The 12,740-nt window shown below is 64.4% G+C and carries 12 protein-coding genes; 1 reads left to right on the top strand and 11 read right to left on the bottom strand.

Translation table 11 applies throughout. The features are described from left to right. The first annotated feature begins 17 nt into the window (after positions 1 to 17). On the top strand, positions 18 to 1,889 hold the full coding sequence (locus tag E3T39_RS07485; protein WP_134514092.1) for an FAD-binding monooxygenase: 1,872 nt from the start codon (positions 18 to 20) through the stop codon (positions 1,887 to 1,889). A 35-nt stretch (positions 1,890 to 1,924) separates the two neighbouring features. Here the strand turns inward: E3T39_RS07485 and arfB are convergent, their stop codons facing one another. The 11 genes from arfB to E3T39_RS07430 all read right to left on the bottom strand — a co-directional run bounded on the left by arfB (position 1,925) and on the right by E3T39_RS07430 (position 12,731). Continuing rightward, positions 1,925 to 2,347 carry an alternative ribosome rescue aminoacyl-tRNA hydrolase ArfB gene (arfB, locus tag E3T39_RS07480; RefSeq protein ID WP_134514091.1) on the bottom strand — a complete coding sequence of 141 codons (423 nt, stop codon included), beginning with the start codon at positions 2,345 to 2,347 and terminating at the stop codon, positions 1,925 to 1,927. 84 nt (positions 2,348 to 2,431) lie between these two features. Continuing rightward, entirely contained in the window at positions 2,432 to 3,199 is a 768-nt protein-coding gene (locus E3T39_RS07475; RefSeq protein ID WP_134514090.1) for an SCO1664 family protein, read from the bottom strand. Further along, complete coding sequence (locus E3T39_RS07470; RefSeq protein ID WP_134514089.1) at positions 3,199 to 3,738, bottom strand: DUF3090 domain-containing protein; 540 nt, start codon at positions 3,736 to 3,738, stop codon at positions 3,199 to 3,201. The genes E3T39_RS07475 and E3T39_RS07470 overlap by 1 nt, the downstream gene beginning before the upstream one ends. Positions 3,739 to 3,870: 132 nt before the next feature. Beyond that, positions 3,871 to 4,791, bottom strand: coding sequence for a pseudouridine synthase (locus E3T39_RS07465; protein ID WP_134514088.1), 921 nt, complete (start codon positions 4,789 to 4,791; stop codon positions 3,871 to 3,873). 164 nt (positions 4,792 to 4,955) lie between these two features. After that, positions 4,956 to 5,339 carry a D-ribose pyranase gene (gene rbsD / locus E3T39_RS07460; RefSeq protein WP_134514087.1) on the bottom strand — a complete coding sequence of 128 codons (384 nt, stop codon included), beginning with the start codon at positions 5,337 to 5,339 and terminating at the stop codon, positions 4,956 to 4,958. Further along, positions 5,336 to 6,298, bottom strand: a complete 963-nt coding sequence (locus E3T39_RS07455; protein WP_134514086.1) for a ribokinase — start codon at positions 6,296 to 6,298, stop codon at positions 5,336 to 5,338. Before E3T39_RS07455 ends, rbsD begins: the two co-directional genes overlap by 4 nt. After that, positions 6,295 to 7,239 (bottom strand): substrate-binding domain-containing protein, encoded by a 945-nt coding sequence (locus E3T39_RS07450; RefSeq protein WP_134514085.1) that lies wholly within the window; start codon positions 7,237 to 7,239, stop codon positions 6,295 to 6,297. The genes E3T39_RS07455 and E3T39_RS07450 overlap by 4 nt, the downstream gene beginning before the upstream one ends. A gap of 50 nt (positions 7,240 to 7,289) precedes the next feature. Further along, a complete protein-coding gene (locus tag E3T39_RS07445; protein ID WP_134514084.1) occupies positions 7,290 to 8,261 on the bottom strand; it encodes an ABC transporter permease in 972 nt (323 codons plus the stop codon). Between the two features lie 11 nt (positions 8,262 to 8,272). Continuing rightward, positions 8,273 to 9,787: a sugar ABC transporter ATP-binding protein gene (locus E3T39_RS07440; RefSeq protein ID WP_134514083.1), complete on the bottom strand. Its 1,515-nt coding sequence runs from the start codon at positions 9,785 to 9,787 to the stop codon at positions 8,273 to 8,275. Position 9,788: 1 nt separating this feature from the next. Beyond that, a complete protein-coding gene (locus tag E3T39_RS07435) occupies positions 9,789 to 10,817 on the bottom strand; it encodes a LacI family DNA-binding transcriptional regulator (RefSeq protein WP_134514082.1) in 1,029 nt (342 codons plus the stop codon). Positions 10,818 to 11,042: 225 nt separating this feature from the next. After that, the gene (locus tag E3T39_RS07430; protein ID WP_134514081.1) at positions 11,043 to 12,731 is read right to left on the bottom strand and encodes a long-chain-fatty-acid--CoA ligase; all 1,689 of its coding nucleotides are present in this window, start codon (positions 12,729 to 12,731) and stop codon (positions 11,043 to 11,045) included. Positions 12,732 to 12,740 lie beyond the last annotated feature (9 nt).

Below are 12,740 nucleotides of genomic sequence, written 5' to 3'. Positions count from 1 at the left end.
ACAGAAGTGAGGAAGCCGTGCAATTTCACCACCACGGATACGTGTCCACCGATCCCCGCACCCAGGACGCCGCCGGGGTCGGCATCGATCGCCCCGTTGAGCTCCCTGACAAGGTCGACGTTCTCATAGTGGGAACGGGCCCGGCCGGCATGATCACCGCCGCCCAGCTCTCCCAGTTTCCGGGCATCACGACCCGCATCGTCGAGCGCCGCGGCGAACGTCTCGCGATTGGCCAGGCCGACGGAATCCAGGCCCGCAGCGTCGAGACCTTTCAGGCATTCGGCTTCGCCGAACGCATCATCGCCGAGGCTTACCGCATCACCGAGATGGCGTTCTGGAAGCCCGACCCCACCAACCCGGCCAACATCATCCGCACGGCCCGCGCCATCGATGACCCCACCGGCATCAGCGAGTTTCCACACCTCATCGTCAACCAGGCGCGCGTGTTGGACTACTTCGCCGAGGTGATGGCCAATTCGCCCACCCGCATGACCCCGGATTTCGGTTATGAAATGCTCAACCTGACCAACACCAAAGAGGGCAACTACCCCGTTACCGTGACGCTCCGGCACACCAGCGGAGAGCTGACCGGCCAGGAGCGCACCGTGCACGCCAAGTACGTGGTCGGCGCCGACGGCGCCCGAAGCGACGTGCGCGATTCCATCGGGTGCACGCTCGCCGGTGACCAGGCCTTCCACGCCTGGGGTGTCATGGATGTGCTCGCCGTCACCGACTTTCCCGACATCCGCACCAAGTGCGCAATCCAGTCCGGATCCGGCGGAAGCATCCTGCACATTCCGCGCGAGGGCGGCTACCTGTTTCGCATGTACGTCGACCTCGGCGAGGTGGCCGCCGACGACAATGGCGCCGTGCGCACGACGACGATCGACGAGATCATCGTGAAGGCGAATGCCATTCTGCACCCCTACACACTCGACGTGAAGAACGTCGCCTGGCACAGCGTGTACGAGGTCGCCCACCGCCTCACCGACCGGTTCGACGACCTTCTTCCCGAAGAAATCGGCATCCGCTCGCCACGGGTCTTCATCACCGGCGACGCCTGTCACACCCACAGCGCCAAAGCGGGCCAGGGCATGAACGTCTCAATGCAAGACGGCTTCAACCTGGGCTGGAAGCTCGCCTACGTGCTCGACGGCCGCAGCCCGGAAAGCCTGCTCAGCACCTATTCCGCCGAGCGTCAGGTCATCGCGAAGAACCTGATCGACTTCGACAAGGAGTGGTCGAGCCTGATGGCGGCGAAGCCGGAAGACCTCAAGGTTCCGCTCGAGGATTTCTACACTCAGACAGCCGAGTTTCCGGCGGGCTTCATGACCCAATACCCGCCGTCGATGCTCATCGGCGAGGCGACCCACCAATCCCTCGCCACCGGATTCCCGATCGGCAAACGGTTTAAGTCCGCCCCGGTGGTGCGCGTGGGCGACGCCAACCCGGTGCAGCTGGGCCACCACCACCGCGCCGACGGCCGCTGGCGCGTGTATGCATTCGCTGACGCATCCGCTGAAGCACTGGCTACCTGGGCCGAGTGGATGCGCACCGCCCTCGATTCGCCGCTGCGCGCGCACACCCCGGCCGACAGCGACATCGATAGCGTCTTCGACGTGAAGGTGGTCTACCAACAGCCGCACACCGAGGTTGACTTCGGCCAGGTTGACGAGGCATTTTTGCCGAAAACGGGCCCGTTCGGGCTGATCGACTACGAGAAGGTCTACGCCACCGACCCGGATCATGACATCTTTGAGCACCGCGGCATCAGTCGCGCCGGCGTCGTGGTGATCGTGCGTCCCGACCAGTACGTCGCGAACGTGCTGCCGCTGACGGCGACCGCGGATTTGGCCGCGTACTTTCGGCAGATGCTGCTCGTTCGGTAGCGGCCCCTTCGAGCGGATGCCGGTGGGTCGCCGGCCTACTCGGCCGCCGGACGCTGGCGGTTCTGCTTCGTGGCTGAGCGCTGCTGCTTGACGGCGAGGTGCCGCCGAGCGGAGCCCTTGGTCGGTTTAGTCGCGCGGCGCTTGGCCGGCTCCGCGGCTAGTCCCTGTGTCACCAAGTCGGCGAGCTTGCGCAGGGCCGACTCGCGATTGCGCAGCTGGGAACGCTGCTCGCTCGCGGCGACGGTGACCACCCCGGAAACGAGACGGTGCTCGAGGCGGGTGAGCAGCAGCATCCGCTCGTCGTCGGAAAGCACCGTGGACTCGGCGACGTTCCAGGACAGTTCAACCCGGCTGTCGGAGGTGTTGACGTGCTGACCACCGGGACCGGACGATCGCGAGAAGCGCCAGCCGAGTTCGCGCTCGGGAATGGTCAGCGCTGCCGACACCTCAAGATCCATGCCCCTAGCGTCGCACACCCCAAGATCCCGCGCGCACGATACGCATCAAACCCTTCGCTACGGGGGCTCAGAACAGTGGCGTTCTCAGAACAGCGGCCAGGGCACAGCGGGCATGTCGCCGCTCGGGGCCGGGAATCGTGCTTCAGAGCGCAATTGGTCGCAACGCGCGGCGAATGCCGTGAGTTCTTCGGCGCTGATCAGGCCAGCGAGGGTGGTGCCGAGTTCGCCGGAAAGTCCGGCTTTGACCCGGTCGATGCCGTCGAGCTCGTCGGTGGTGAGCGCGTCGCCCAGCCACCCCCACAGCACGGTGCGCAGCTTGTGTTCGACATGAAAAGTAAGCCCGTGATCGACTCCGTGTCGGTGCCCATCGGTCATCGCGAGAATGTGGTCGCCCTTGCGATCGGCGTTGTTCACGACGACGTCAAACACGGCCATCCGCCGAAGCGGGGCACTGTCTTCGTGAATGAGGGTGACCATCCGCTCGTGCTCGTCTCGCCCGTCGAGAATGTGTCGCCACCCGGTTTCAGGAACGGCGTCAGCAGCCACCAGGTCGACGGGGCTCTGGGCGGGGTCAGGCTCCTGCCAGATCTGCACCATACCTTCGCCCATCGGGCCATCGCGCAGCCAGGTACGCGGCACGATGTTCCAGCCGAACGTTTGCGAGACCAGGTACGCCGCGACCTCGCGGCCGGCGAGATTGCCGTCGGGAAAGTCCCACAGCGGATGCTCCCCCGCCACCGGTTTGTAGACGACCATCGCGCCATCGATACTGCCCAGGAAGGTCGCATTCGAGGCCGTCGTGATTCGGCCGGTGAGTTTCAACTCGCCGTCGACCAGGTCGGGAATCGGCATCAGTCCTCGGGAACGATGCAGGTGTGCCCGTCGGCGTCAATGGGATAACCGCAGAGGGAGCACATCGGCCGCCCGGCGCCCACGACCTCTCGAGTGCGCATCGCGAATGCGCGGGCGGTTCCGACAGGCATGCGCACGAGCAGTACATTGGCCGCTTCTAGCGGTTCGAGCGATTCCTCGTCTTCGTCGACAATCGGGTAGGCCTCGATCACCACTTGAACCGTCGATGGATCCCAGCCCAGGCTCATCGAGCCGGTGCGAAATTCCTCGGAGACCGGTTGCTCAAGCGGGTCGTTATCGACGAGCTCGATGGGTGTACCGGTCGGGATGCTAAACGGGTTGCCCTCGAAGGTGATCAGCTGGTCGAGAATCTCGTCGATCTTTTCGGCGAGCAGCGCCGACTGCTGTTTCTCTAATGCGATGCTGACGATCCGCGTGCCGCTTCGCACCTGCAGATAGAACGTACGCTCCCCGGGCAGGCCAACGGTACCGATGACGACCCGGTCAGGCCAGACGAACTCATGAACGATTTGGGGCATGTCCGTATTTTAGACGCGAGAGTTGCGCGATGCCTGCGGGCCGCCCCGGCCACCGTTGCCAGCGTCGGCAAATGGATGCACTGCGGCCGTCGAACCGCCGCTACTAACCAGCACAGGCGTCATTGATTCCGCTCAGCTGATCTCGCTGCGCAATGGGAGCGTTCGCACGCTGACGAATTGGCGCACGCCCCCGTCGATGGGGTCGGTGAAGCGCACCTCGTTCGCAAGCAACTGCAGTGGGCGGGTGAAATCATCGAGCGCGACATCCTGCACGATCGGGTACAGCGGGTCGTCGCTGATCGGAATCCCCAAGCCGAGCATGTGCAGGCGCAATTGGTGAGTGCGACCGGTGCGGGGTGTCAGCCGGTAGCTGCCCTGGTCGTCGATCACTGATTCGAGTTCAATCAACGATTCTGCGTTGGGTGACGCGCCCGGCAGCACCTCGGCCTGCAACCGACCACGGCGCGTCGTGAGGTGATTGCGCACCGTCACGGGGAGTTCGAGGCCCGGTAGCAGCGGCGCCAGCGCGCGGTAGGTCTTAGCGACCTCGCGGCGTTGGAACATCGACTGGTACGCCCCGCGCCAACGTCGCTCGGTAGCGAGAACCAGCACCCCCGACGTCACCCGGTCCAGCCGATGCAGCGGGGAAAGTTCCGGAAGCTGCAGCTCTGCGCGCAGGCGCACCACCACACTCTGTACGACGTGGCGCCCGCGGGGAATGGACGAGAGAAAAGCGGGCTTGTCGATCACCACAATCCGCTCGTCGCGATAGATCACGTGGATAAGCCCCGGAACAACTGATTCCTCGGCCAGATCGCGGTGGAACCACACAAAGGTGTACGGCCGGTACGGATCGTGGCCGCCGACTGCGGTGCCCGACTCGTAGACGAAACGCCCCCGAACCAGAAAGCCGGCCACGTCGACGAATTCCGACAAGCGCTCGTCGAGCCAGGCGCCCATCGTCTTCCAAAGCGGATGCTTCGCCCATTCCGGCGTGCACACCCACGCGGCATCGAGGCCGTGACGTTGCGGGAGCGGAGAACGCGGGGGCATCCACTGATCGTACGTGGCCCAGCCGCGCGCTGCGCTGCGGCGATCATGCGCCTATAAACAGCAGCAGGAGATGGGTGACGTAGCCGGGCTAGACGATCGCCAGCAGCAGCCGGAGACGCCCCAGAATGTGCCATTGCAATCCGCGACGAAGTAGATGACCGCTGTCAGAACGACACCCCGCAGACCAGCGCCGCATTGGCGAACGGCGTTGCTTCCCCCGTGCGAATGAACAGCTTCGCCGTGGCGGAGAACGTCTTCAACTCCGCGTGGCTGATGTACTCGATTTCGTTAAAGCGCTCAGCCAGCCAGACTCCAGCGGGGGCGGTTTTGGCTTCCTCCGCCGCGACGCACCCCTGGAACACCATCTCATCGAGCAGGGCGTCGAGAACCTGTTCGAACCGCGGGATACCGTGCACCACAGCCAAGTCGATGACGGGAACCCCCTGCGGGATCGGCATGCCACAATCCGCGAGCAGAACGACATCTGTATGACCGAGCCGGGCCAGTGCCCCCGATAGCTCAGCGTTCAGGATGCCCCGCCTTTTCATGCGTTCACCGTCGGCAGCACGTCCGCCATTGTCGGATACGAGGTCTGGGTTCCGCGGCTCTGCACCGCGAAGGCCCCAACTCGCACGGCCAGACGAACGGCCTCATGCAGGCTCATCCCGCCCGCCAGCTGCGCGCTCAGCGCTCCCACAAATGCATCGCCAGCTCCCGCGCTGTCCACGGCCACGACCGTCGGCGATGGCACGGTTTTGGCACCATCGCCATCGGCACAGATGGCACCCTTCGCGCCGCGCGTCAGCACAACGGATGCGACGCCCGTCTCCAGCAGCCGGCTCACCAGCTCACCATCATCGGTTGGGACAACGCGGTGCGGTTCCAGTTGTGCGAGTACGAGGGCGGCCTCGTGCTCGTTGACGACGAGCGGATCGGCGCGCCGGATCGTCTCGGCATCCAGTTCGATCACTGGGGCCAGGTTTAGCACCACGCGTCCCGTCGCCAGTCGCGCCGCTTCGGCGATTCCGTCGGCCGGGATCTCACCCTGGAGAACCACCACGGCAGCAGCAGCGATGATGCCCGCGCTGGCCTGAACGGTCTCGGCACCCATCAGAGCGTTGGCACCGGGGACGACGACGATCGTGTTCTCCCCGTCATCATCTACGCTGACCAGGGCCAGCCCGGTGGGTTCATCGACCGTTCGCACGGCCGACTGGTCAACACCTGCATCGGTCAGGATCGCGGTGGCGACGTCGGCCTGCGAATCCCGACCGACAGCGCCAACCATGCGCACGCTGGCACCGAGTTGGGCCGCGGCCACGGCCTGATTGGCCCCCTTGCCGCCGGGCAAGAATTCCATCGACGTTCCGATGAGGGTCTCGCCCGGCTTGGGGTGGCGATGCACGCGGATCAGCTGGTCGAGGTTGATGGATCCAACGACGACGACCAAGCCGGGAGCGGCCGTGCTGGCTGGCGGGGTGAGGGCACTAGTGGCGAGGTGACTCACTTGGCGAAGTCGCCGACATTCGTCTTGGTGACCGAGACGACCTCGACCGGAATGGTCTTCGCGATCGTCTCGCCGTTGATGGCCTTGATGGCGAATTCGATGGCGAGTTTGCCGAGCTCGGCCGGTTGCTGGGCGATGGTGGCGACCAGGGTGCCAGCCTCGATTGCGGCGAGTCCGTCGGCCGTGCCGTCGAAGCCGACGACGAAGACCTCGGAGCCGGCCCGTGCTCCCAGCGCCTGAATGGCGCCGAGGGCCATCTCATCATTCTCGGCGAAAATACCGGTGACGCCCGGGTTGGCCTGCAGCAGGTTGGTGGTGACGTCGAGCGCGGCGGCACGGTCGAAGTTGGCCGTCTGGGTGGCGACCACGGTGATGTCGGGGTATGCCTGCATGCCCTCGTCGAAGCCAGCGCCGCGCTCCCGACTGGCAGACGTTCCGGCTACGCCCTGCAGGTGGATAACGGTGCCCGTTTCGCCCATGGCTTTGGCCAGCTCATCGGCTGCCTGACGGCCGCCGGCTACGTTATCGCTCGCGACGAGTGATGCCAGGTCGACGCCGGTGACGGTGCGGTCGACTCCGATGACCGGGATTCCGGACGTGATCAAGGCATCCACTGCCGAGACGGCGGCATCCGAGTCCACCGGATTCACAATAACGGCCTTGGCACCGCTGGAGGCGGCCGTCGCGAGCTGGTTGGCCTGCGTGGCCGAGTCGTTCTGGGCGTCAACGATACTCAGCTGCACTCCGGCTTCCTTGGCAGCAGCTTCTGCACCGTCTCGCAATTCCACGAAGAACGGGTTGTTCAGGGTGGAAATGGCCATCACGATTTTGTCGCCGGAGGCCTCAGCGCCGCCGCCACGCCCACAGGCAGTGGTTCCGACCAGGATCAAGGCCGCTGTTGCGGTCACGGCCGCGATTTTGAGGAACGAGGATGACTTCATTGTGTTTCCTTTGGGTGAGGCGGATGGAGCGGAAAGTTCGCTGAAAGCGGTCAGCTATTGCGAGTCTTGCGGCGAAGCACGTCGATGCCCACGGCGAGGGCGATCACGAGACCGATCACGACCTGTTGCCAGAACGAGGTGACATTGAGCAGGTTCAGGCCATTGCGGATAACGACCAGAACCAGGGCGCCCACGAGGGTGCCCGAAATTCGGCCGAGACCACCGGAGAGTGAGGCGCCACCGATCACGACGGCCGCGATAGCGTCGAGCTCGTAACCGGCGGCAGCCTGGGGCTGCGCGGAATCGAGGCGCCCGGCGAGCAGCAGCCCGGCGAGGGCAGCGAAGAGTCCGGCCAGGGCAAAGACGGTGACGAGGATGCGCTTGACGGGCAGCCCGGAGAGCCGGGCCGCTTCTGCGTTGCCGCCGACGGCATACATCGATCGGCCGATCACGGTGCGGTTGAGCAGGAAGGACGCGGCCAAGGCAGCGATCACGAGAATGACGATCGGCATCGGTACCGGTCCCAGGTTGCCCCCGAGAAAGGAGACCTCGGGCGCGGTCTTGATCGGCCGGCCGTCGGAGATGACCAGGGTCAGTCCGCGGGCCACGCTGAGCATCGCGAGGGTGGCGATGAACGACGGCAGCTTTCCGTAGGCGTTCGCCAAACCATTGATAACTCCGGCGAGTGCTCCGACTACCAGACCGCCCACGAGGGCGAGCCAGCCGGGGAGGCCAGCACTGGCGAACATCCAACCCGAAGACATGGCCGACAGTGCCGCCACGCTGCCGACGGACAGGTCGATCCCTCCAGCGACGATGACGAAGGTCATCCCAAAGGCCAGAACGGCAACAGTGGATACCTGGATACCGATGTTGAGCAGGTTCGGCCCGGTCAGAAAGTCCGGGGTTGCGATGAACAGAGCGAGGCAGAGAACAACCAGGCCGACCAGGGCGCCGTTGTTGGCGAGGAACTTCTTGTAGTCGAGGCCGCGGCGCGGCGTCGGCAGGGTGGTGGTGGACATGAGGTGCTTCCCTATCTCTGTTCGTGCGTCTCGTCGACATCGCGGGCGGCGAGTGTCATAACTGCGTCTTGGGTGGCCTCTGCGGAGCTGAGCTCGCCGGCGAGGCGTCCGTCACGCATCACCAGAATGCGGTCGCTCATGCCGAGAATCTCGGGCAGTTCGCTGGAGACCATGAGAATCGCTCCCCCGGCCGCTGTGATCGTGTTCATCAGTTCGTAGATCTCGACTTTGGCTCCCACGTCCACGCCGCGCGTGGGCTCGTCGAGCAGCAAGACCGTGGAGGCGGCGATGATCCAGCGGCCGAAGACGGCCTTCTGCTGATTCCCCCCAGAGAGTGCGCCGATCGGCTGATCAATGGTGTGCATGCGGATGCGCAGTCTCTTCGCGACCGCGGATGCCCGGCTGCGCTGGCCGGCAAAGTCGACCATTCCCAACTTCGCGGTGGACGCAAGGGTTGCGTAGCCGAGGTTGTTATTAACTGATGCGTCGAGCACCAGCCCCTGTCCCTTGCGGTCCTCCGGCACATGCCCGATGCCCGCAGCGATAGCGGCTTTGATGCTGCCCTTCGGCAAAATTTGGCCGCGCACGGCGACCGTGCCGGAGGTGTACCGGTCGGCGCCGGCGATGGCCCGGATAAGTTCGGTGCGTCCGGCGCCGACCAGGCCAGCAATGCCGAGTACCTCGCCCGCTTTTATGGTGAAGCTGATGTCGCGAAACGAGCCGGCCGAGGTGAGGTTATCCACGGTGAGCACCTCCGCGGCCTGACCAAGGTTTTCGGACAACCGGGGAAACTGGTCCTCAATGCCTCGGCCGACCATCAGCTTGACGAGCTCGTCCTCGGATGTTGAGGCAGGAACCTCTCCGATGAATTCACCATCGCGCAGCACTGTGACGGTGTCTCCGACTTCGGCGATCTCGTCGAGGTGGTGGCTGATAAACAGCATGCCGACGCCCCGCTGGCGCAGGTCGGCCATGACGGCAAACAGATTTTCGGTTTCATGGCGCGTCAGCGCCGCGGTCGGCTCGTCGAGGATCAAAATGCGGGCGTTGATGCTCAGCGCCTTGGCGATCTCGACCAGTTGCTGCCGGGCGATGCCCAGGTCTCCGACCAGGACATCAACGTCAATATCCAACCCGATCAGGGCCAGGGCGGCACGGGCCTGCTGACGTAGGGCCCGGCGGTCCACGAGACCGTGCCTGGTCGGCATCCGCCCGAGCATGACGTTCTCGGCAATGCTCATGGTGGGAACCAGGTTGAGTTCCTGGTGGATCGTGGCGATGCCCACCGCCTCGGCCGCGCGGGTGTTCGGCAGGGTGACGGTTTTCCCATCAACGACGATGTGGCCGGAGTCCGGCTGGTAGACACCGGCCATCATCTTGATCAGGGTGGATTTTCCGGCACCGTTCTCCCCGAGCAACACCTGAACCCGGCCGGGATACACACTGACCGTGACATCGTTGATGACCGTGACCGGCCCAAAGACCTTGCTCACATTCTGCAGGGTCAGCAGCGGTTGTTGAGTCATGTTAGTTCTTCCTTCGGCTGGATGCGGGCAGGATGGGCAATGACGACGAGGCTCGGATGACCAGTTCGCTCGGGAGCACCACCGATTGGGGGGTTTTCCCGGCGACGACTTCAAGCAAAAGGTCAACGGCGATCCGGCCCATGTCCTCCACGCTGTGCGAGATGACGCTGAGGGCCGGGTTGAGCAGGGCGAACCACTCGATGTCATCGAAGGCAACCAGCGCGAGGTCCGTGCCTATGCGCAGACCTAGCTTGTGCAGGATGGCGATCGCGCCGACGGCCATTAGGCTGTCCGCGGCAAGCAATGCCGTGGGTGGGTCGTTCAGCCCGAGCAACGCGTGCAGGCCGGCCGAGCCACTCGCCGCCTGGAAGTCTCCGAAGTAGACCAAGTCGGGGTCCTGGCTGAGACCGGCGGCGGCCACGGTCGAAGTGAATGCGGCGAACCGGTCGCGTCCGGTCGAGGTGGCTTGCGGGCCGGAGATATACCCGATCCGGGTGTGCCCGAGGGAGGCGAGGTGTTCGACGGTCTGACGGATGCCGACCTCACTGTCGGTGGTCACGCTCGGCACGTCGATGCCGTCGACGGCGCGGTCCACGAAAACGGTCGGGATCTGGCGCTCGATCAGGGAATGGATGCTGCCGCTCCCGTCACCGAGCGGCGCCACGATGATGCCGTCCACCCTCCGGGAGATCAGCGTGTCCAGGTACCGGTCCTGCTGTTCCTTCTGCTCGTTGGCATTCCCGAGCAGGGTGACGTAGCCCGCGGAGAGTGCTTCTTGCTCGACAGTATGGGCGAGGTCGGCGAAGAACGGGTTGCGCACGTCCGGCACCAGCAGGCCGATCGAGTCGCTGTGGGTCGAGCGCAGCGCTCTGGCCTGGGCGTTGGGCCGGTAGTCCAGCTCGATGACGGCAGCGGCGACATTCTCCCGCGCCTGGGGAGAGGTGGCCGGGTTGCCCGAGAGCACTCTGGACGCGGTGGCCGCAGAAACACCAGCGCGGGCGGCTACGTCTTTAATCGTGATGTCCGCCATATTTTCACCTCATTGTGGTCGTGGAATCGATTCCATGGAATCGATTCCATATTAGGTCGCTGAGCGAACGTGTGTCAATGTGACCAGCCGAACGAGCCTCAGTACTCAAGCGATCGCCTGCACTCGGTCTGTGGAATCGATGCATAGGTACCCGAGCGACTTCAAGAAAAGAAGCGTGTTGCGGCGGGCTACTGCCACCAGGCCTCAACACCGTTGACCCCGATGTCAGAGCAGCGGGAAAACCTGCTCACGAACCTGCTTACGCAAGACCTTGCCGAGCATCGAACGCGGTGTGTTCTCGATTTGCACGATCCGTCGCGGAATCTTGTACGCCGCGAGGTGTTCCCGGCAGTGCGCCCGCAATGCCTCCTCGTCGAGGGTGGCACCGGCCTTGAGTTCGATCGCGGCGACGACCATCTCCCCGCCCCGTTCGAGCGGTCGGCCGATCACGGCGGCGTCACTGACGCTCGGGTGCAGCCGCAAGACGGCCTCCACCTCAGAGGGCGACACGTTGAAACCGCCCGTGATGATCAGCTCCTTGGCGCGATCTACGATCGTGGTGAAGCCATCCTCATCCACGGTCACGATATCGCCGGTGCGCAGCCAGCCATTGGGTAAGAGCGTCTTCGCGGTCTCCTCCGGATTGTTCCAATAACCCTGAAAAACCTGCGGTCCCTTCAACAACAACTCGCCCGGCTGCCCCGCCGGCACCTCTGTGCTCGGGTCATCCAGATCGACCACTTTCATCAGGGTCGAGGGGAACGGCACACCGATAGTGCCCGTGCGCCGGCTGGCATGAAACGGATTACCCAGGGCGACGGGAGACGACTCGGTCATGCCGTATCCCTCCACGAGAAGTCCGCCCGATACCGACTCCCACAGTTCCACGACGTGATCGGGCAGATTCATGGCGCCCGAAATGCAGTACTTGCACGAGCGCAGCGAGATTCCCTTTTCCTTCGCGGCGAGCGCCGTGCGCTCGTAGATCGGCGGTACCGCGCAGTAGACGGTGGCCGGCGACTTCTTCATGGCGGCGAGAATCAGCCCGGGCTCAAACTTGGGGAACAAGACGAGCAGGCCCTGCTTGCGGATGCCGTAGGTCAGGTAGAGAGTCATTCCGAATGCGTGGAACATCGGCAGGATCGCATAGAAGATTTCTTTGCGGTACTGCGCTCCGTGCATCCACGCCTCACCCTGCAGGGCATTGGAATACAGGTTGAAATGGGTGAGCATGGCCCCCTTGGGGGTTCCGGTGGTGCCCGAGGTGTATTGAATGGCGGCCAGGTCATCGACCGACGGTCGCGGATGCTCGGAATCGATAACGCCGAAAGCGAGCAGTTTCTTCCAGGACATCGTGCCCGGAGCCGGGCCCGTCAGCGCCGCGCGTGACTCGCGCAGGCTCTTCACCGGCAGGTGCAGGGCGAGGCGCTTCAGGGCGGGAAACGCCGTGAGAAGGTTGACCGAGACGACGTGGTCAATCTCGATGTCGGCCGGAAACTCACGCACGGCGTCCGTCGCCTTGTCCCAGGCGATAACGACGCGGGCCTGATGATCTTCGAACTGGTGGCGTAATTCTCTGGACGTATAGAGCGGGTTGTGCTCCACCACCACCGCTCCCAGGCGCAGCACCGCGTAGAAAGCGACGACGTGCTGGGGGCAGTTCGGCAAGATCAGGGCCACCCGATCACCAGCTAGCACCCCGAGACGGCGCAATCCCTCCGCGGCCCGGTCGATCTGGTCGCCAAGTTCGGTGTAGCTCGTTCGACGCCCGAAAAACTCCAGAGCAGGGTGGGTGCCGGCCTCGGCCACTGAACGCTCGAGCATAGCCACGAGGGACTCCGTGGGGAGTTCAATCTCAGCGGGAACGCCCGGCTGGTAGTTCTTGACCCACTGCGCGTGCTCATTGTTTGCCATGACCCCATC

It is taken from the genome of Cryobacterium suzukii, from assembly GCF_004403185.1.
In the GTDB taxonomy this organism is placed as follows: Bacteria; Actinomycetota; Actinomycetes; order Actinomycetales; family Microbacteriaceae; genus Cryobacterium; species Cryobacterium suzukii.
Note: the sequence above shows the minus strand (reverse complement) of the source record. Positions and strands in the feature narration are given on the sequence as shown.